This is a genomic window from Streptomyces sp. NPDC001770 (assembly GCF_053596135.1).
In genome coordinates this window covers 12,553-32,006 of record NZ_JBSFFN010000060.1, presented here as the reverse complement: position 1 = coordinate 32,006, position 19,454 = coordinate 12,553, and the positions used below count along the sequence as shown (strand labels likewise).

Annotated in this window: 17 protein-coding genes and 1 pseudogene; 2 read left to right on the top strand and 16 right to left on the bottom strand. The window is 70.0% G+C overall.

The genetic code is table 11. The annotated features are described in order from the left end of the window. Positions 1–219 precede the first annotated feature (219 nt). Positions 220–1,293: pseudogene (locus tag ACWCSV_RS32715) on the bottom strand (ISL3 family transposase); the annotation flags it as partial. Positions 1,294–1,320: 27 nt separating this feature from the next. On the opposite strand from ACWCSV_RS32715, the gene ACWCSV_RS32710 reads away from it, so the two are divergent. After that, complete coding sequence (locus ACWCSV_RS32710) at positions 1,321–1,632, top strand: DUF4406 domain-containing protein (protein ID WP_451148552.1); 312 nt, start codon at positions 1,321–1,323, stop codon at positions 1,630–1,632. 200 nt (positions 1,633–1,832) lie between these two features. On the opposite strand, the gene ACWCSV_RS32705 is transcribed toward ACWCSV_RS32710, so the two are convergent. From ACWCSV_RS32705 to ACWCSV_RS32650, 12 genes are all read right to left on the bottom strand, one after another. Continuing rightward, positions 1,833–3,047, bottom strand: coding sequence for a hypothetical protein (locus tag ACWCSV_RS32705; RefSeq protein WP_451148550.1), 1,215 nt, complete (start codon positions 3,045–3,047; stop codon positions 1,833–1,835). A gap of 13 nt (positions 3,048–3,060) precedes the next feature. Beyond that, on the bottom strand, positions 3,061–3,663 hold the full coding sequence (locus ACWCSV_RS32700; RefSeq protein ID WP_451148548.1) for a flavin reductase family protein: 603 nt from the start codon (positions 3,661–3,663) through the stop codon (positions 3,061–3,063). A 158-nt stretch (positions 3,664–3,821) separates the two neighbouring features. Next, positions 3,822–4,664 (bottom strand): ABC transporter ATP-binding protein, encoded by an 843-nt coding sequence (locus ACWCSV_RS32695; RefSeq protein WP_451148546.1) that lies wholly within the window; start codon positions 4,662–4,664, stop codon positions 3,822–3,824. Then, entirely contained in the window at positions 4,661–5,455 is a 795-nt protein-coding gene (locus ACWCSV_RS32690; RefSeq protein ID WP_451148544.1) for an ABC transporter permease, read from the bottom strand. The genes ACWCSV_RS32695 and ACWCSV_RS32690 overlap by 4 nt, the downstream gene beginning before the upstream one ends. Beyond that, a complete protein-coding gene (locus ACWCSV_RS32685) occupies positions 5,452–6,306 on the bottom strand; it encodes an ABC transporter permease (protein WP_451148542.1) in 855 nt (284 codons plus the stop codon). Before ACWCSV_RS32685 ends, ACWCSV_RS32690 begins: the two co-directional genes overlap by 4 nt. A 10-nt stretch (positions 6,307–6,316) precedes the next feature. After that, the gene (locus tag ACWCSV_RS32680; protein ID WP_451148540.1) at positions 6,317–7,309 is read right to left on the bottom strand and encodes an ABC transporter substrate-binding protein; all 993 of its coding nucleotides are present in this window, start codon (positions 7,307–7,309) and stop codon (positions 6,317–6,319) included. Between the two features lie 408 nt (positions 7,310–7,717). Further along, on the bottom strand, positions 7,718–10,018 hold the full coding sequence (locus tag ACWCSV_RS32675; RefSeq protein ID WP_451148538.1) for a LuxR C-terminal-related transcriptional regulator: 2,301 nt from the start codon (positions 10,016–10,018) through the stop codon (positions 7,718–7,720). 265 nt (positions 10,019–10,283) lie between these two features. Beyond that, entirely contained in the window at positions 10,284–10,937 is a 654-nt protein-coding gene (locus ACWCSV_RS32670) for a CoA transferase subunit B (RefSeq protein ID WP_451148536.1), read from the bottom strand. Next, complete coding sequence (locus ACWCSV_RS32665; RefSeq protein ID WP_451148534.1) at positions 10,937–11,716, bottom strand: CoA transferase subunit A; 780 nt, start codon at positions 11,714–11,716, stop codon at positions 10,937–10,939. Before ACWCSV_RS32665 ends, ACWCSV_RS32670 begins: the two co-directional genes overlap by 1 nt. A gap of 186 nt (positions 11,717–11,902) precedes the next feature. After that, a complete protein-coding gene (mhpA, locus tag ACWCSV_RS32660; protein WP_451148532.1) occupies positions 11,903–13,537 on the bottom strand; it encodes a bifunctional 3-(3-hydroxy-phenyl)propionate/3-hydroxycinnamic acid hydroxylase MhpA in 1,635 nt (544 codons plus the stop codon). A gap of 4 nt (positions 13,538–13,541) precedes the next feature. Further along, positions 13,542–14,468, bottom strand: coding sequence for a VOC family protein (locus ACWCSV_RS32655; RefSeq protein ID WP_451148530.1), 927 nt, complete (start codon positions 14,466–14,468; stop codon positions 13,542–13,544). Positions 14,469–14,501: 33 nt separating this feature from the next. Then, positions 14,502–15,344 carry a fumarylacetoacetate hydrolase family protein gene (locus tag ACWCSV_RS32650; protein WP_451148528.1) on the bottom strand — a complete coding sequence of 281 codons (843 nt, stop codon included), beginning with the start codon at positions 15,342–15,344 and terminating at the stop codon, positions 14,502–14,504. Between the two features lie 242 nt (positions 15,345–15,586). On the opposite strand from ACWCSV_RS32650, the gene ACWCSV_RS32645 reads away from it, so the two are divergent. Further along, positions 15,587–16,429, top strand: coding sequence for a FadR/GntR family transcriptional regulator (locus tag ACWCSV_RS32645; protein ID WP_451148526.1), 843 nt, complete (start codon positions 15,587–15,589; stop codon positions 16,427–16,429). A gap of 419 nt (positions 16,430–16,848) precedes the next feature. Here ACWCSV_RS32645 and ACWCSV_RS32640 read toward each other — a convergent pair whose 3' ends face one another. Genes ACWCSV_RS32640 through ACWCSV_RS32630 form a run of 3 tightly spaced genes read right to left on the bottom strand, consistent with a single transcriptional unit; the run spans position 16,849 to position 19,446 of the window. After that, complete coding sequence (locus ACWCSV_RS32640) at positions 16,849–17,709, bottom strand: poly(aspartic acid) hydrolase (protein ID WP_451148524.1); 861 nt, start codon at positions 17,707–17,709, stop codon at positions 16,849–16,851. A 52-nt stretch (positions 17,710–17,761) separates the two neighbouring features. Next, the gene (locus ACWCSV_RS32635) at positions 17,762–18,079 is read right to left on the bottom strand and encodes a DUF4387 domain-containing protein (protein WP_451148522.1); all 318 of its coding nucleotides are present in this window, start codon (positions 18,077–18,079) and stop codon (positions 17,762–17,764) included. A gap of 5 nt (positions 18,080–18,084) precedes the next feature. Then, complete coding sequence (locus ACWCSV_RS32630; protein WP_451148520.1) at positions 18,085–19,446, bottom strand: acyclic terpene utilization AtuA family protein; 1,362 nt, start codon at positions 19,444–19,446, stop codon at positions 18,085–18,087. Positions 19,447–19,454 lie beyond the last annotated feature (8 nt).

Below are 19,454 nucleotides of genomic sequence, written 5' to 3'. Positions count from 1 at the left end.
GCCCCTGTTCTCCCGGATCTCGAACTCCATCGCATCCCCTGAGCTGGGGTGTTGCGACGACTACTAGAACTCAAGGACGCACGGTGGGGCTTCCTGGAGAGACGTACGACGCGGTGCTGGAGATGGCTATGTCGACCCAGTGGCGTACGCGCCGTCGGTTCTTACTGTGGGTCTGTCAAACGAGGGCTCTGTTGCGTAGTCGGTGGTGACGTTGGGCGCCTATGTGCTCAGCAGGATGCGGTGGCAGAGGAGGTCGAGTCCTGCTCGTCCGTGCATCTGGCGCATGATCCTCCTTGTTCGGGTGTTGACGCCTTCGGTGCGGCCGTTGCTCCAGGGGAGAGTGAGTCCGGCGTTCACGGCGGCGCGGTCGAGTTCGAGGCCGTTGCAGAAGGTTTGCAGGGAGGGCAGGTTGACGCTGCGGACAGTGGTGATCCACTTGGTGAGCTTGTCGTTGTTGGTCTTGGCCGGGGTCAGAAGCCTGGCGAACTTGCCGATGAATCGCGCGAGTACGGTCATCTTCGGGCAGACCGCGGTGAGGGATCCGAACACGTCGGTGTTCTTGGTCCGTAGCGTTCGGGGCGGGTGAGCAGAAGCCGGGCGAGGTGACGGGTGGTTGTCACGGGACGGTCGCCTTCGGCGCGACCCTGGTTGAGGTAGTGGACCAGCAGGTTGGCACTGCTGGTTAAGCCGAGTTCCCTGATCTCGTGCAGGAGGTGGGTGACGGGGACGGCCGGATCGTCGGACCGGCGCCGGCGCAGGTGGTCGCGGTAGGGGTAGGGGGCGACCAGGGTGGGCCGGTAGCGGGGGCGATGCGGTCGGCGGACGGTTCGGGGCTGCGGGCGTAGCGTTTGACGGTGTTCAGGGCGAGGCCCAGTCTGCGGGCACATACGAGCAGGCCGACGCCCTGTCCGAGGAGGGTGTGGACTTGTGTCAGCGCTCGCGGGTGGTCTGCTCACGGGCGCCGCCGGGACGGGGTGGGTTGACGGTGGCCCAGCAGGGGGCATGGGCACGGATCTCGGCCAGGTCCTTGTCGCACAGGTTTTTCCACAGGTGTCAGCGGTCGCTGACCTGCACCGCCTCCGGCAGGGCCCGGCGGATTGCCTCGGCGTAGGTGGCTGAGCCGTCCCGGCACACGACCTCGACCTCGTCCTCCCCTCGCAGCCATGCGACCAAAGTGGCGGCTTCGCGGTCGGGCGGAACATCGACGCGCTCCCCGGTCTCGGCGTCGATGATGATCGTGGCGTAACTGCGGCGGCGCAGGGTGGTGGCGTAGGAGAGGGGCGTGGCCAGCGCTCAGGCACCGACGGCGACCCGCAGGCCATGGCCGCCAACCTTGAGCGCCTCGAAGCCGCCGCCTGGCCCATTTTTGCCGCCGGCCACCTCCCCGTCATCGGAGAGTGGATCGCCCTGCCCCTCTTGCACTCGGTCGGCGCGGGCCCCACCGACGCCCTCGCTGACCAGGTGCTCTACCCCACTGCCGAACGCCTACTGGCCCGCTGCGACGCCGTCCTGCGCCTGCCCGGCAACTCTGCCGGAGCCGACCAGGATGTCGCCATGGCACGCCGCCGGGGCCTGCCCGTCTACTTCGAGGTCGACCAGATCCCAACCCTCAACCAGCAGGCAGACGAGTGACCCTCAACCGTGCGGCTGCGACCGTCCCCGCTGAAGCCAACCGCTGCACCAGCTCTTGAGTCGGGCCCGTTCTCCGCACCCCCGCCGTCGCGAAGGTGGGGCAGAACCGAGGGACGCCGCGTACGCGGGTCCCGGACTGTCGCACGACCCCGCCCGCCGGCTGGTGCCGAGGAGGCACGAGCCGGACGAGCGCGGCATGCTCAGACCATGCGGCGGTTCTCCGGTGTCTGGAGACCGAGGACGAACTCGGCGTGGCTCTCGAAGCCTGCTTCGGACATCACCCCGTGGGCGGAGATGGTGTTGAGGTCGCGCACGAGTTTGCCGAACACCGAGCTTTCGAGGATCGCCGCAGCCCCGGCGTGCCGGAAGACGCGAGTGACGACCTCGACCGCGGTCTTCGCGGCGAGCGAGGCTGTGGTCTGCATCCTGTCCAGGAGCGGCAGTTCGGCCTTCTCGCCCCTGCCGATGACCTGGTCCACCTCGGTCAGGGTCTCCATGGCGAGGCTGCGCACGGAACGGACCCGGGCGTCGAGTTCGCCCAGCTCGCGCTGGAACCAGGTGAGTTCGGACAAGGCAGCGGGGCGGCTGAGGTTGATGCGGCTGCCCCGCCGGATGCGGGGTGCGGCGTCGACGATCTCGTCAAGGGCCCGGCGGGCGGCTCCCAGGACCATCCCCGGGTGCATCTGGAGGACGTAGGGCACCATGCCGAGCAGGGCGAGAGGGGTGTCCCCGCGCTTCCCGTGGCCCATCGGATCGTAGATCAACTCGTCCGCCACATGGACCCCTTCGACGGCGAAGCTGCTGCTGCCGGTCCCTCGCATGCCCATGACCCGCCAGTCGTCGAGCACGTGGATGTCGGCCTTGGGCAGGATGGCGGCGCGGCGTACGGGACGGCCCTCGGCGTCGTCGACGAGGAAGGTCGCGCTCACGTAGTCGGCGTGGTGGAGTCCGCTGACGAAGTCCCAGCGTCCGCTCACGCGATAGCCGCCCTCGACACGTTCGGCGTTGCCCGGCTTGAGCGAGGCGGCCTTGAGGGCGAGGTTTTTGTCGAAGAGTTCGCGGGCGGTGGCGGGGGCGACCACGGTGGCGAGTTCCCCGGCGCCCTCCAGGAGAATGGTGGCGGTCCAGGCGGTGGCGGGGTCGATGTGGCCGATCTTCTCGATGATCTCGAAGGCGGTCACGGCGCCGACCACGTTCCCGCCGAGATCGTCGGGGGTCATGATGCCGAGCACTCCGGAGGACCTGAGGGCGTTGGCCGACCGGTCACTGAGTCGCCGCTGCTGCTCCGACTCGTCCGCACCGAGGGTGAGTTCCTCCCTGATCGCCTCGACTGCGGCGAGGGCATGGGCGCGCCGCGCGACCGGGTCGGTGGGCCAGGCGGTGGTCGTAGCGGGCTGGGTGGCGTACGTCGTCATGATGGTCCTGTTCTCAGGTGTGGGCGGTGTCACGGCAGGAGCGCGTGCCGCGGACGGTGCCGCTTTGCGGGGTGGCGGCGGGCTTCGGGCGTTCCTGGGGTGCGGGCAGGGCACGGTGGGTGCCGAAGCGCCGGTTCTGGTAGGCGAGGGTCCGGGCCTCGCGAGTACCGGCCGCGAGCACCGTGGCGAGGACGAGGACATGGTCGCCGCCCTCGACCAGAGTGGTGGCCTCGCACTCCAGCCAGACCGGAGCCTCGCTGAGCCGGGGCAGCCCGTTCTCGTGGTGCCATGCCACCGACGCGAAGCGGTCGGCCCCGGGGGTGGCAAAGGTGAGGGCGAGCTGCTGGTCGTCGGCGCCCAGGAGGCAGACGCCGAGTCTGCCGGTGGCCTCGACCGCCGGCAGGAGGCTGGAGCGCCGGTCGAGGGCGACGGTGACCATGGGTGGGTCGAGGGACAGGGACGCGAAGGCGCTCACGGTGACTCCGCAGGGGCTGCCGTCCTCGCGGCGGGCGGTGACCACGGTGACCGGTGAGCAGAGTGCGGCCATCGCGTCCTTGAAGTCGGCGGCGAGAGCGTGCCCTGCTTCGTCCTGGTGCGGTGGCGCTGTGGCGGACATGGCGGTCCTCCCGAATCTTCGTGGGGCCGGTTCTCCAGGTGGTGGGCCGGCGGCCTGTTCATCGTGGGGCGCGGGGTCCGAACGGCTCATCCCCAGAACCCGGTAATCCGCCGGGACTGCGGTGTGCGGGTACTACCGGTTCCTGGCCAGGGTGGCCGTCACTCGGCGGGGGCGGGCCTGCGGACGAGTCCCAGGACGTGTGCGCGCAGTTCGGCGAAGGCGGGCAGCATTTTGGTGGCGATCTGGTCGCGTTCGGAGCCCAGGCCGACGGAGACGATCTCGCTGACACGGGTGGGTGCGCCGGACAGGACGACCACACGATCGGCGAGGTAGACGGCCTCGTCCATGTCGTGGGTCACCAGGACGACGGTCATGCCGCGTTGGCGCTGCAGGCGCAGGGTGAGGTCTTCGAGGTCGGCGCGGGTCTGCGCGTCGACGGAGGCGAAGGGTTCGTCCATGACCAGCACCCTCGGGGTGCAGGCGAGGGCGCGGGCGATGGCGGCGCGCTGCTGCATTCCGCCGGACATCTGCCAGGGGTAGAGCGGTCCGGCATCGGCGAGCCCGACGGCCGACAACGCCTCCAGGGCCGCGGCCCCGCGCTCCGCCGCGTTGCTGCCCCGGCGCCTCAGGGGGAGTTGGACGTTGTCGAGAACGCTCATCCAGGGCAGCAGCGAGCGCGAGTAGTCCTGGAAGACGAGGGCGAGTCCCTCGGGCGGGGCGTGCACGGCGGCGCCGGCAAGCCTGACTTCTCCGGAGTCGGGGGCGAGCAGCCCCGCCAGACAGCGGAGCAGAGTGGTCTTGCCCGCCCCCGACGGGCCCACGACGGTGACGAACTCGCGGTCGTGGACCTCGAAGTGGACGCCGCCGAGTACGTGGCGGGCAGTGTCCCCGCTGCCGTAGGACTTGGCGATGCCGTGCACTTCGAGGAGCGGGGCCGCCCGGTCGGGACCCGCGGTGTCCTGACGGTGAACGGCGGAGGGGTGGGCTGCGGGTGCGGTCATGAGAGGGGTTCTCCTTGTCCTGCGGCCCGCTGCCTGATGTACCAGCGCAGCAGGCGCGATTCGAGGGCGCGGAAGGCAAAGTTGCTCGCGTAGCCGAGGATGCCGAGCAGCAGGAGCGAGGCCCACATCTCGGCTATGTCGAAGGTGCGTTGGGACTGGAGTTGCAGGTAGCCGATGCCGTGCGTCGAGGCGGTGTACTCGCTGGCGATGATGAGGACCACGCCGAGGGCGACGGCGACCCGTGCTCCGGCCATGATCTGCGGGGCCGCGCCGGGCAGGACGACGCGCAGGAGGCGCTGCCCGCGCGGCAGCCGGTAGCTGTCGGCCATGGCCACCACGGTCGGGTCGAGGGACCGCACGCCGTCCACGGTGCCGAGCAGGACGGGCCACACCGTGCCGTACGCGATGACGGCCGCCCTCATCCCGTCGCCGGTGCCGAGCAGGACCAGCGCGACGGGAACGAGGGCGATGCCGGGGACGGCGCGCAGGAACTCCAGGACCGGTCGCGTGGCGTCGTACAGCCACCGGGCGCGGCCGAGCAGTAGCCCGAGGGAGACGCCGACGAGTCCGGCGAGCAGCAGTCCCGCGACCAGGTTGAGGACACTGGGGACGGCGTCCGAGCCGAGCCGGTCGAAGAGCCACAGGTTCCGGAAGGCCCGCAGGATTCTGGGCAGAGAGGGGAAGAAGAAGGAGTGGTGTCGGACGGTGACCGCCCAGACGACGGCGACCATCAGGGCGGGCAGCCACAGTTCGTGAGCGGCGGCCTTGAGGAGCCGCGGAACACGGTTCACCGGCGGGTGTCCTTTCGGTGGGCGGGTGCCCAGGGCAGGGCGAGTCGTTCGGCCGCCATCAGGAGGCTGTCGAGGGCGACGCCCAGCAGTCCGGCGACGACCAGCAGGGCGAACATGCGGTCGATCGCCCCGGCCTGTTGGGCACGGGAGAGTTCGTTGCCGATGCCGGGTGCGGCCCCGAGGTATTCGCCGGCGGTGGTCAGCATGAGGGCGAGGACGGCGCAGTTGCGCACCCCGGTCACCAGGAAGGGGAGCGCGGAAGGCAGGAGCAGACGGCGAACCCGCTGGTGTGCGGGGAGACGGAAGGTGCGGAAGGTGTCGACCGCGACCGGGTCGACGTGCCGCACCCCGTCGACGGTCGCCGTGAGCATCGGCCAGACCGCTCCGACGAGGACGAGCACGAGCTTCATGGCCATCGTCGAGCCGAGCGTCAGCAGCAGTACCGGGCACAGGGCGACGGCGGGGATGGTGCGCAGGAAGTCGGTGAGCAGCCGGGTGCTGCGGGTCAGGAACCGTGACGTGCCGATGAGCAGCCCGGCGGTCACACCGGTGGCCGTGCACAGCAGCAGTCCCGCGCACCAGCCGAGTGCGGTCTGCCCCAGTGCGTGCCAGAAGCCACCGCTCCCGGCGATCGTGCGCAGCGCGGAGGCCGTGGCGCTCACGGTGGGTACGGAGCTCTGCGGCAGCAGTCCCTCGCGTACGGCCAGTTCCCAGGCGAGCAGGGTGGCGACGGCGAAGCAGAGTTGGCTGAGAGGTGTGCGGTACGGGAGCCGACCGCGGGCGGACCGGTGCGCGGTAGTCCGGGCGACGGGGGCACGGGGCGGGGCGAAAGTTTCGGGCGGAGTGGTCATGCGGTGCCCTTCAGCTCAGCAGCTCGTCGACGTCGACAGGTTCGGAGAGGAATCGGTACCGCTCCATGAGGTCGACCCATACCTTGAGCGAGGACCGGGGAGCGGAGTCGTCGAACACCGGGAGCTTCATCGCGGGGATCAGCTCCTTCGGCACGGGACTGATCGAGGGCAGTGCTTTCCGCACCTCTGCCGGGTGGGCGGCGGCGTAGGCGATGCCTTTGCCGAGTGCGCGCCGGAAGCCGTCCACGATCTCCGGGTTCTTCTTCTCGAAGACGGAGGAGGTGGCCACGGCCATCTGCATGCCGTGCGGGGCGGCCTCGGCTCCGGGCGACATGATGCGGACGGCGCCCTGCGAGAGGGCGGACGTGTCGAAGGGCGAGATCGTGCTCATGGCGTCGATGCGGCCCCGGAGGAGGGCGGCCGTCATGTCGGGCAGCGGCATCTCCAGTATCTTGACCCGGTCGCTGTCGGCCCCGGCGATGTCCAGCGCGGCGCGCAGCGCCACCTCTCCGCCGCCTTTGAGCTGGCCCACGGCGACGGTGCGTCCGTTGAGGTCCGCGGGCTTCTCGATCGTCCCGTTCTTCATGACCAGGAGTCCTCCGCTGTCGTCCTCGGGCCGGGGCGCGGCCTTGCTGATCCCGCCGATCACGTGGACGGGCAGCCCCTTCGCGTAGGCGGAGACCACTCCGGCGGTCTCGCAGAGGGCGAACTGGTCGGTGCCGTTGATGAGGTTGGTGAGCAGGGCGCCGGCGCTCGTCGCGTCGGCCCGCGCGTCGATGCCCTCGTCCCGGAACCAGCCCTTGTCCACGGCGAGGGTGAAGGCGACCGCGTCGACGACCGGGATGTGCCCGACGTGCACGACGACGAGCCCGTCGTGCCGGCCGAGCTCCCGAGAGGGCCCGCAGCCCACGAGAGCGCCGAGAGCGAGGACGGTCGAGACGGCGGCCAGGCCTCGGCGGCGTAGGCCGCGGCCGGGCAGCGGGAGGGGTGGCGGGGAGTCCATGCGGTGGTCCTTCCGGTCGACGCCGGCCGCCTTCCCGGTACCCGGCAGGACCGGGCACGGAAGGGGGGGCGGTACGAGGAAGTCGGGAGGTGAATTCCGACAGACAGAGCGTGCTGTCCGGGCCCGGGGAGGGGCAATGGCCAGAACTCGGTATTCATCACGACCGCGCGCGGGCGGCCATGGGTACACCGCATGAACGTCTCGTGTCGTCCGTATGTCACGGCCGATCATGGCAGTGAGCAGCAATGAAAGGCCCGTACGGCGGTGTGGGGGCAGCCGGGGACGGGGAGGGGCGCGGCGGCGTCCATCCGTCGTTCCGTCACAGGAACTGGTCATCTTTCGGACGGGGCTGCCCGTGTACGCAACACCGGGACACGGATGCCGGAAAGCCGGTTCGGCCCGCCCGGGTCACTCCTCCAGGAGACCCGAGCGGATGGCGTAGGCGGTGGCCTCGGCACGGCTGGAGGCACCGATCTTGCGGTACAGGTTGCTGATGTGGCGGCCCACCGTCTCGATGCTGATGAACAGTTCGGAGGCGATCGCCCGACTCGTCGCGCCCGAGGCGACGAGCCTCAGCACCTCGGTCTCACGGCCGGTCAGCCCATCGGGATGGCGCCTGCGGCGTTCCCTGCGGGGGCTGGGAGCACGCTTCGTGGCGAGCAGCGGCGGCACCTCGGCGAGGATGTCCCCGACCGTGAGTTTCGCCCCTTCGTCACACAGCCGCTCGAACTCCGGTCGGGACAGGCTCCACTGGATGCTGCTCAGATCGATCGCCCGGGCGGGAAACTCTACCCAGCCGTCCAGGGTGAGGCGGGAGCGCACGGTCCGGGACAGACCCACGAGTCGCGCGGCGTAGGGCGTTTCGCCGAGGTCGTCGAGGCATGCGGCCAGCCCTTCGAGGCACCAGACGTACCGCGGCCTGGCTCCGATCCCCTCCACCAGGCGCAGGCTGTCGAGATGATGCCCGCCCGCCCGGCCCGCCTCGCCCCGCGAGAGCCTGACGTCGGCCAGCAGATTGAGGAAGACGGAGGCGTTCCAGTCGTCGCCGTTGCGCTGGGCGAGGCCGAGCCCTTCGCTGAGGAGAGCAACGGCCTGCACGTCGTGTCCCTCCTCGTGCAGCATCCTCCCGAGTTGCTGGTAGGGAACGTGGGTCCAGGTGCTCTCGCCGAGTTCCCGGAAACCGCGTACGGCTTCGTCCAGCACTTTCTTGGCGAGCGGGCGGTGCGTCTCGGTGGCCGCGGCGGACGCGCCGAGCAGACTGCGGGCGCGTGCTGCCCACCAGCGGTCCCCGGCTTCGTCGAGCACGGCGATCGCTTCCTGGTACAGGGGTTCGGCGCGGTCGAATCCGTGCGCCTCGAACTCTGCGGCAGCCAGGTCGACCAGGGTCCGGGCCCTCGCGGTCGTCTCCCCGGCTTCCTTCCAGCCATCGGCGCACTCCTGGAGCGCTGTCAGCGCGTGGGCGTAGGAACTCGCGGCTCCGGTGAGTACGGCGTGCGCCTCGCGAGCCCGCAGCCTGGCGGTGCCCTCTCCAGCGGCGGGCAGCGCGAGCACCTCTTCGAGCAGGTTGATGCCCTCGTGCAGCCGACCCCGGCCGAGCCAGTGGCCGCGCAGCGCGGCAGCCAGATCGAAGGCGCGGCGGTCGGCGGAGTCGATGAGGAACCGGAGCGCCGCCCGCACGTCCGGCAGCTCCTCCTCGACGCGACGGGCCCAGTCCTCGGCCGCCGTGCCGTGCTCGTCGTGCCCGTCCAGGACCCGTCCGCCGAAATGGCCGGCGTGCGCGTCGCGCAGAGCGTCGGCGACCTGTGCTCCGGCGTCCTCCTGCAGCAGTCGGCGCGCGTACTCGCGTACGACGCCGGGGATGCGGAAGCCGATTCCGGTGCCGCCGCCGGCAGCGGGGTGCAGCAGCTCATGGGCGACGAGTTCGCTGACGCCTTCCCACAGCGCCTCGTCCGCCGCCATCTCACCGAGTACGTCGATGGCGGCGGCGTACGTGAATCGACCTTCGAACACGCTCAGACGGGAGAGGAGTTGACGAGCGGCCGGGGAGAGCGCGGTGACACTGTCGTCCAGGACCCTGCCCAGGCTGCGATGCCGGTCGGACAGATCCACCGGGCCCTTCATGGTGAGGGAACATCCTTCGCGCAGCCGGGCGAGCAGTGCTTCGGCCGGCAGGGCGGCGAGCTGCCTGGCCGCGATGATCAGCGCGAGCGGGTGCCCTTCGAGCTGCCGGCAGATAGCGGTGACGGTCTGCTCGTGCGCGTCGAGACTGCCCTGGTAGGCGACCCGTCGGGCGTGCCACAGGAAGAGTTCGCGAGCGGCGGCCCCGTCCGTGACGTCCAGCGGGCGGACGCGGTGGAGGTGTTCGTCGGTGAGCCTGCCGGCCGCACGGCTCGTCGCGAGGACAGTGAGACAGGGGTGTTCGGCCAGGAGCGCGCCGAGGGCGGGCGCGAGCGGCAGCACGACCTCCAGGTTCTCGGCGAGCAGCACATGGGGGGCAGTTCCTTCCGCCGGGTGTGCGGGGAGCGCCTCGGAGAGAAGGCCGAGTGCCGCCTCGGGCCCGGCGGCGCCGGCGAGTTCCACGACACGGACGTCCGTACCGCCCCGCTCCAGTTCCTCGCACACCTGCCGCGCCAAGCGGCTCTTGCCGACCCCGCCGATTCCGACAAGCGTCAGCAGTCGCACCTCCGGATCGCCCAGAAGCCCTACCACCGCACTGATGTCGTCCCCACGACCACCAGCACCGTTCATGTCACCAGGTCTGCTCACAGGCCCCCTTCGGCAGAGGCCCCAAGGCTCCGAGCACGCACCCTCACCCGTCAAGGCCCAGTGACGTTCATCACGGATCAAGGACGTCGGTCGCGGGCGGGGTCACGAATTTCCCCACCGGTCGTCCACGAGGTCCACGTGGCGTTGTGCTTCCCCGATGGGCCACGGCGCCCGGTGGGCGTCGATGGGCCCGGACCGGCGGACGGACTCAGGCGGGCAGTGCGGCCGGTTCCGGCAGGTGCAGCGGTGCCGCGGTGGCCGTGAGGACCTGCTCGGGCGTGACACCGGGGGCGGTCTCTGCCAGGACGAGTCCGCGGTCGGTGACGTCCAGGACAGCGAGGTCGGTGACGATCCGGTGGACGCATGCCCGGCCGGTGAGCGGGAGCGTGCACTCGGGGACGACCTTCGGGCTTCCGTCCTTGGCGGTGTGCTCCATCAGGACGATGACCCGGCGCGCTCCGTGGACGAGGTCCATCGCGCCGCCCATCCCCTTGATCATCTTGCCGGGGACCATCCAGTTGGCGAGGTCGCCGTTCGCGGAGACCTGCATGGCGCCGAGGATCGCGGTGTCGATGTGGCCGCCTCGGATCATGCCGAACGACAGGGCCGAATCGAAGTACGCAGCACCGGGAAGGACGGTCACCGTCTCCTTTCCGGCGTTGATCAGGTCCGGGTCGACCGCGTCGTCGTCCGGGAAGGGGCCGGTGCCCAGAATGCCGTTCTCCGACTGCAGCACCACGTGCACGCCCTCGGGTACGAATCCGGGGATCAGGGTGGGCAGTCCGATGCCGAGGTTGACGTAGTCGCCGTCGTTCAGTTCGGCAGCCGCGCGAGCGGCCATCTCGTTGCGGGTCCAGGCCATCAGACGTGTGCTCCTCGTGCGGGAGGCGCGGAAACGGTGCGCCGTTCGATCTGTTTGTCGCCTGCCTGCTCCGGGGTGAGTCCGACCACGCGCTGGACGAAGACGCCCGGCAGGTGGATCTCGTCCGGGTGCAGGTCTCCAGGTTCGACGAGTTCTTCGACCTCGGCGATGGTGACCCGTCCGGCCATGGCGGCCAGGGGGTTGAAGTTGCGGGCCGACTTGTCGAAGACGAGGTTGCCGTGCCGGTCGCCACGGGCTGCCCGTACCAGGGCGAAGTCGCAGGTGATGGCGTGCTCCAGGACGAAGGTTCTGCCGTCGAAGAGGCGGGTCTCCTTCGCCGGGGACGCGACGGCTGTGCGGCCCTCGGGGGTGTGCCGCCAGGGGATGCCTCCGTCGGCGAGCGGGGTGCCGACTCCGGCGGGGGTGTAGAAGGCGGGGATGCCGTGGCCGCCGGCGCGCAGCCGTTCGGCCAACGTGCCCTGGGGTACCAGTTCCACCTCCAGTTCACCGGTCAGGTACTGGTGGGCGAACTCCTTGTTCTCCCCCACGTAGGAGCCGATGACCCGGGCGATGCGGCGGGCTCCGAGGAGAATGCCCAGGCCGTGGTTGTCGGTGCCGCAGTTGTTCGAGACGACCCGCAGACCTGTGGCTCCTTGCAGGTACAAAGCCGAGATCGAAGTGCTGGGAACGCCGCACAGACCGAACCCGCCGACGGCCAGAGAGGCGCCGTCGCCGATGTCGGCCACGGCCTGGGCCGCGGAGGCTGCTGTCTTGTCCATGAGGTCCTTCGAGTGAGTGACTGAGCGACGCGTGGCGTCCGGGCCGCGCGGCAGCGGCGGGCCCGGACGCCGGACGGTGCCCGCAGGCCCGGGAGGGTCCCGTGGGGCACCGGCGATGGAGCGTGCCGTGCGGTGGCCCTGTCCCACCGCGGTCTGGTGGGTTGCGGCGATGAGCGGGAGGTACCTCTACTCCACCGTCATCAACGGTTCGGGGGCTGGGCTGACCGGGCCCGCAGCCGTGGGACGGTGCAGTTGCTCGCGCAGCTGGCCGATCAGCCGGCGCAGCTCCTGGCCGCTGCAGGCGGCCCCGAAGAGGTAGAAGTCGGGGCGGACGACCGCCGCGACGTGACCGTGCTCGCGCATGTGGTCCAGGTAGCCGCCGTCCGCGTCCAGGTATCCGTCGGACGGCGCGTCACCGGCGTACAGGGCAACGACGGTGGCACCGATGTCGTGGAGGAATTCCCGGTCGGTGTCGTCGAGGGCCGTGCCGGGCCGGTGACCGTCGGTCAGGACGGTGAAGCCGCCACCGGTGAGACTGTCGAGAAGGGCGGTGCGGCCCCGGTGGGTGACCTCGTACTGAGGGGTGAGGTGACCCACGTCCGCGGCTCGTCGTCCGTCGCGCTCGCGGCTCAGGACGCCGTCGCCCAGAACCGGCGGTGGGGGCGCGGGCAACGCGTGGCGGGGGTCTGCGCCGGTGGCGATCATGCGGGCGTCGCGCGAGGCGGCCTCATCGGGGTCCAGTACGCAGATGACCTGCCCCAGAGCCATGGACATGCCGATGGCGTGCTGCACGTGGTCGCTGCGCTCGCTGGTGTAGGTGTCGAGCAGAGCCGGGTCCGCCTTGCCGTCGAGGACGAGGCAGAGTTTCCATGCCAGGTTCATCGTGTCCCGCATCCCGGAACACATGCCCTGGCCCGCGAAGGGCGGCATCTGGTGAGCAGCGTCGCCTGCCAGGATCAGGCGCCCCTCGCGCCACCGGTCGACCCAGCGGGCCTGGAAGGTGTAGACGGTGTGGCGCTCGATCGTGGTGTTCTCCGCCGTGCGTCCCCACGGTTCCAGCAGCTTCCATGCGGCCTCCGGAGTGTTGAGTTCCTCGACGCTCTCGTGCGGCAGGCGCAGGAATTCCCAGCGGCGGCGCCCGGGGCCGCCGGAGACGATGGTGGTGGGTCGGGCCGGGTCGCACAACTGCCAGTTCATCGGCGACCAGGTGGTCTGCTCGTGGGGCTGGACGTCGACGATCAGCCAGTCGTAGAAGAATCCCAGGTCGGTCACCGTGGTCGACATGCGGGAGCGAACGAAGCTGTTGGCACCGTCGGCACCGATGACGTATCGGGCGCGCACTTCGCCGGGTCCGCAGGGACCGGAGGTGATCAGACGAACATCGTCGGCGCTCTCCTCCAAGTCCACGGCTTCGCAGCCGCGGACGACGGTGACCAGCGCAAGCTCCTCTGCGGCTCCGGCGAGGACGGCTTCGAGTTCGGGCTGGGAGAAGAAGCTGGCGGTGGGCCAGCCGGACGGACCTGTGCCGGACCAGTCGATGCGGACCAGGGGCTCGCCGGCCCGGTTGCGCCATTCGTAGTGGTCGGGGACGGGGTCGGTGACCGCGCGGACGTCGTCATCGATGCCCGCGGCCTGGAAGATCCGGCCGATCTCGTCGTCGAAGTGGACCGCCCGGGGCAGGTCGTAGGGCTTGGGCCAGCGCTCCAGTGCGACGACGTCGTGGCCGGCCCGCCCGAGTAGCAGGGCCAGCATCTGGCCGATGGGCCCGAAGCCGACGATCGCCACGTCGTGCACGGGTGCGGTCCGAGGTTCCTGGCTCACGGTGCTACCTCGCCCCACTGTGGGTGCCGGTCATCAGCGCGGCAAGATCTTCGGGGGCCAGGAAAGAAGGCGGCGGCGGGGGCCCCCAGTTGAAGAGGCCCTTCGCACCTTCGAGGACTTCTGGCGTCCACAGCTGGTCGTCCACGATGCAGTCCATGTCGGAGTAGTACTCGCTGAAGTTGCCGGCGGGGTCCTTGAGGTACCAGAAGAAGTTGGAGCCGGCATGGTGGCGGCCCAGGCCCCAGATGTGCCGTTCGGGGTGGTCCTCCAGCATGGCGGTGGCGCCGCGGCCGACCTCGTCGATGTCGTCGACCTGCCAGGAGGAGTGGTGGAGGAAGGTGACCGGGGCGGCCAGCACCAGGATGTTGTGATGGTCGGTGGAGCAGCGCAGGAACGCCCCGTGGCCCTTGATGCAGTCCGACGTCTTGAAGCCCAGACCGTCACGGAAGAACGCGGTGGTCGCGTCGAAGTCGGTGGTTCCGATGACTGCGTGACCGAGTTTGCGGGGGCGGACGCGCTCGGCGCGAAGAATGCCCGGGGCACGCCGGCCGGTGCGGTCCGTGCGTCCAGGTCCGTTGTAGACGGTGGCGGCGACCGGTTCCTGAACGAGGCGGGGTGCCGGTTGGAGGACGGCGCGGACCATGGTGGCCCTGTCGTAAGTGGTCAGAGTGGCGCCGGTTGCCTCGCTGGTGATGCCCATGCGGTGCAGCCGCGACGCGGCGGCGGCGAGATCGTCCGGCGTGTCGACGCCGATGCGTACCTCGATGAGGCGGCGGTGGGCGGCGCGCACGATGCGCAGCTGACGGCCTCCGTCGCGGGAGGAGAACCAGCCGTCTTCGCCGGGTTCCAGGCCGAACTCGGTGTAGTACGCGGCTGTCTCGGCCACGTTCGGAACGCCCATGGTGATGGAGGTGAGGCGGTGCAGTGCCATGAGAGGGACTCCCTTGTCCGTCGGTCCGGCCGGTCAGGCGACGAAGGTCTGGCGCAGTTCGCCGATTCCTTCGACCGTGGAGACGAGTTCGTCGCCGGCGGTCAGGAAGCGCTGGGGGTCTCGTCCCAGACCGACGCCGGCCGGGGTACCGGTGAAGATCACGTCGCCGGGGAGCAGCGGCAGTACGGCCGACAGCCCCGCGATCAGAGCGGGAACGGAGAAGATCAGGTCACGAGTGCGACCCTTCTGGACCTCCTCGCCATTGATCGCGCAACCGAGTTCGAGGTCGTCGGGGTTGTCGAACTCGTCCGGGGTGACCAGCCACGGGCCGATCGGGGAGAAGCCGGGGAAGGATTTGCCCAAGCTGAACTGCGGTGCCGGGCCGGCAAGTTGCGACACTCGCTCCGACAGGTCCTGGCCAACCGCGAGCCCGGCGACGTGACTCCAGGCGTCAGCCTCTGCCACTCGGTGGGCTCGGGTACCGACGACGGCCACCAGTTCCACCTCCCAGTCCGTGTGGCCGTTCTGCGGGAGGGTCACCTCGGTGACGGGGCCGCTGATACTGGTGACGTACTTGGTGAACACTGGCGGCAGACCTTCAGGGGCGACGAAACCGGACTCTGCGGCGTGGTCGCGATAGTTCAGGCCGATCGCCAGCGTCTGACGCGGGGCGGGCACCGGGGAACCCAGCGCCGATACGTGGAATGCGTCTCCTTCACCCAGGTCAGCCACACTGGCCCAGGAGAGGAACTCTTCCCAGCGCTCGTAGACGTCCTGCGGGTTGGCGGAGAACAGGCCACCGCTGACCCGTTCGACATCAACTGCGCGACCGTCGGCGATCAGGGCCAGTCGTCCGGCGAGGTTGGCGATACGCATGGAAGCACTCCTGACAAGAAGAGACGGCGGCCCTCGCGACGCCCGAAGTCGATTCATGAGACGCGGACCGGTCGGCGAGCAGCCGGGACGAACGGCGGGATCCGCCGGCGACAACGAACCCCTTGCCCGCCCGTCAGCTATTCAGCATGATGATTACCTTGATGTTGCGTCTCCGTAACCCGCGACGTCAAGAGGTCAGCCGATAACCTTCATGATGAATATGTCGATCACCTGGAGAAGCCTTGACCAGCACACCCGGAAGCGCAGCGCACGCTGAGCGGCGCGCGGCGGATCCCAACGGCTCCGAGCTGCGCCCCGGCCCCCGCAAGGCAGCCCCGTCGGACGGGCCGAGCACGGCCCGCAGGTCCGGCGGCGCCTCCCGCGCCTCCTCGGCGGGACGCGCGGCAGGCGCGGCCGAAGAGGTCGCCGCCCTCGTCGCAGCGGCCGAGCCGGGCTCACGCCTCGGCACCAAGGAAGAGCTCCGAACGCATTGCGGAGTCTCGGTGGGCACCTTCAACGAGGCGCTGCGGCTGCTGCAGTCCCGCGGACTGGTCACCGTCAAGCCCGGACCGGGTGGCGGGCTGTTCAGCGCCGAGCAGTCACCGATGGTGCGCCTCGGTAACTCCGTCCTGGCGCTGGACACCCAGCAGAGCGATGTCGCCAACGCCGTGCGCATTCGGGACGCCCTCGACCCCCTACTGATCGAGGACGCCTTGTGGCACGCCTCCCCCGCCGACATCGGCGGCCTCAGGGAGCACATCGCCGCCATGGAGGCAGCAGTGGGCACATCGGACCCCGTCGCCTTCGTCCACGCGAACTGGCGGCTGCACGCGGCCATCGCCGCCATCAGCCCCAACGTTCTGCTGGGCTCGCTGTACTCCAGCCTGGTGGACCTCATCGAGGCCCACACCCTGTCGGTGCTGCCGGCCAGCGAGGAGCCGCTGGAGGAGTACATCGCCCACCGGCACGAGCTTCACCGGGACCTCGTCGACGCCCTCGACCGGCGCGACCGCGACAGCGCTCTGCGCCTGATCCATGAGCACAACACCAGCCTGCGGGACGACGACTCCGTACCGGCCTCCTGAGCTGCCGGGCCCGCGCGCGGGATGGATCCGCTCGCGGCCGCGCCCGCTCCCTCGCCGTTCGACCGGCTCGTCGCCACGCGGCTCCCGGAACATGGGGCGTCGCCCCTCGAGCGCCGACACTCCCGGCTGAGAAAGGGTTGGGCAACCCGCCGATCACTCGTGGTCGAGGTCGTCGGTGAGGCTTCGAGACGCTTCGGCCTCGATGCGGCCGTGGGGTGCCGCCGCGTCCGTAGCCAGACGGGGCACACGCTCCCGGCCGCGGTACCAGTGGCCACCGCGGCCGGGCCGCTGCAGTGCGCGGCCGGCACGGGTGCAGAGCACCGTGCCGCTTCCGTGTCGGCCCAGCCCGACACCGTTACGCCTCGTAGATCACCTCCCCTCCGAACTGGCCACTCATCACGGATGGAGCAGTTCCCTTGTCAGCACTGGGACTCCGCAGCCGTGTGCGGTCGGCCTGCCGACGCTTCGATCTGTTCGGACAGGAAGTCGAGAACAGCCGGGATGACGGCAGGGTGGTCGTGTCCGGCGCCGGGGACGATGTCCAGTCGCGTGGCGATGCCGTGTTGGTACCAGTTCTCTCGCAGCTCGCTCAGGCGGTCCATACGGCTGCCTGGCTGCTCGGCCCCTTCCCAGACCTCGATGTGAGTATCGCGTTCCCCGATGACGAGCTGTACGGGTAGTCCCGACATCGCCTTGGGATCCGGATCGGCTCCGAAGAGTTCCGCACTGTCAGCAGTCCCCCGCCACCAGGCGGTTCGGGCGTCGAGAAGGGTGGTGCGGCCCGGCGCGCCGACAGAAAGGGAGGCGAGGCGATCGGGGTGCAGATAGAAGAACCGGTGGGCGAATTGCCCCCCGCCGGAGAAGCCGTGCAAGTGGAAGCGGTCGGTTCGGATGTGCCAGCGGCCGGCCGCCTCATTGATCATGTCCAGGAGGAGCACGTCGGGCCGGAAGCCTGGCTCCGTGAAGAACTTGTAGCTGTCCAGGTCGTTGGGGCCGGTCAGACCGGCGGGGAACAGCGGGGCGAGCACGACGCAGCCGTGTGCCTCCGCGAAATCGGCGAAGTGGTCCCGGACCCGACCGACGTCGCGATGGGTGCCGTGTACTGCCACGACCAGGGGGCTGGGCTCACCGGTATTGCTGTGACCACGAGGTACGTACAGACAGTAGGAGACGCGCGGGTCTCCCGAGAGCGCGAACAGCGGCGTGGACCCGGTGAGGAAGAGCTGTGCGGGGTGGTCTGGCGGCAGGTGCCAGGGAGAGAGCGGACGTTCGGTGGGCATGGGTGCGGGCTCCCGAGTGCGCGAGGAGGAGGGGGAGGAGGGCGGGCGCGGGTCAGGGGGCGGCAGGCAACTCCATGTCCATGAGCGGGGCGTACTGCTGGCCGGCGTAGCAGTCGGTGTCGTGGAGGTCGCCCTGAACGGTGGGGCGGGGCAGGGAGACCTTGACCGCGAGTGCGCCGGGGTGGTTGACGACGAGGATCCGATCGGGATCGGTGCAGTAGAGGGATGCGAAGAGGCCCTTGGTGAGGAATCCGGTCGCCACCAGTGCGTCGTAGGCGGGCTGGTCGTGACACATGAAGTCGAACGTGAGCGTGAAGGGTCCGGCGTTCTTGGAGCGGACCAGGGAGCAGTAGTCGAGCAGGGTGGCCATGGGTCTTACAGCTCCTCGGTGGTGGTGCGGAACAGTTCGGTGGGGGTGATGCCGGTGGCGACGTGGTTGAGGGTGAAGCGGTAGAGCGGGCCCCGGTCCATCTCGGGGGGCGAGTAGGGGTAGGCGAGGGTGGAGACCAGCCCGTCGTACTCGGCGATGGGCAGGTGGCTGCTGGTGTGGGCGACGAACGTGGCGATCGCGTGGGCGGTGGCCTGGTCGGGGGCCGTCACCGTGATCAGTACGCCGAGTTCGCGGGGGTGCAGCGGGTCGGGTTCCGGGCCGTCGAGAACGGCTCCGCCGCCGTAGAGGCGGTAGTCGATGTCGATGGTGGACGGGTCGACCTCGCCGGCGAACACGTCGAGGATCTTCGCGTCGAAGTACTGCTGGGCGAAGGGCAGGAGTTCGGGCAGGGCGTCGATGACGATGCGGTCGCGGACGCCACCGATGATGACGGTCTGGTAGCCGACGAGTTCGGCGCCTTCGAGTTTGTTGGTGTAGCCGTCGGCGGGGAGGTACCGGGCGCCGCGGACGCGGACGGTCTGTTCGTCGACGGCTTCGTAGCCGGCGTCGGTGGTGTCGAGCACGCCCGAGGGTTCGGCGATGTGGAACGGGTCGGCGTTCTCGTACAGGGTGTGTGCCGCGACCGAGCGGGGTGTGAGCCGGGTGCCGTCGGCGAGGGTGGTGACGTCGAAGTGGTCGTCGCGCAGCGTGGCGAGCAGGCCGTTGGCGGACGGCGGGACGGCGCAGGCGGCGCCGCACTCGATGGTCTTGGCCATGTGCCAGGCGAGGCCCGCGTCGGCGCCGCGCAGGTGGGGAAGTGCGGCGAACAGGGCGGTGTCGCTCGCGCGGCCGGCCAGGATGACGTCGCAGCCCTCGGCGAGAGCTTCCTGAATGGGTTCGACGCCCATCATCGCCACGGTGTGGCTGCGTTCGAACAGCTCCCGGTCGATTTCGGGCGCATGGGCGAGCGGACGGATGCGGCCGTCGTCGTAGAGGTCCTGAAGGCGGTCTGCGGGCTGGTCGGAGTAGATCAGGGCGAGCTTGAAGCGCAGGTCCTCCTCGTCGGCGATACGGCGGGTGAGTGCTGCCACCTCGTCGACGCCGACGTCGCGTCCGGAGGTTCCGCACGATCCGATGATGAGCGGCACCTTGAGCTCGTCACGAGCCTTCAGCAGGAGCCGCAGGTCACGTGCGACGGCCTGAGGGGAGAGCTTGGGTGTGCCGGAGCCGAGGGCCGCTGGGCCGGAATCGGTGGATCCGGCGTCGCAGGCGATGACGTGCGGACGGGCTGCGACGCCGCGGCGGAAGGCATCGGCGTCGAAGCCGGCGCCCAGTGCTCCGGTGGGGGCGAGAATGCGGAGTTCCATGGGGTTGT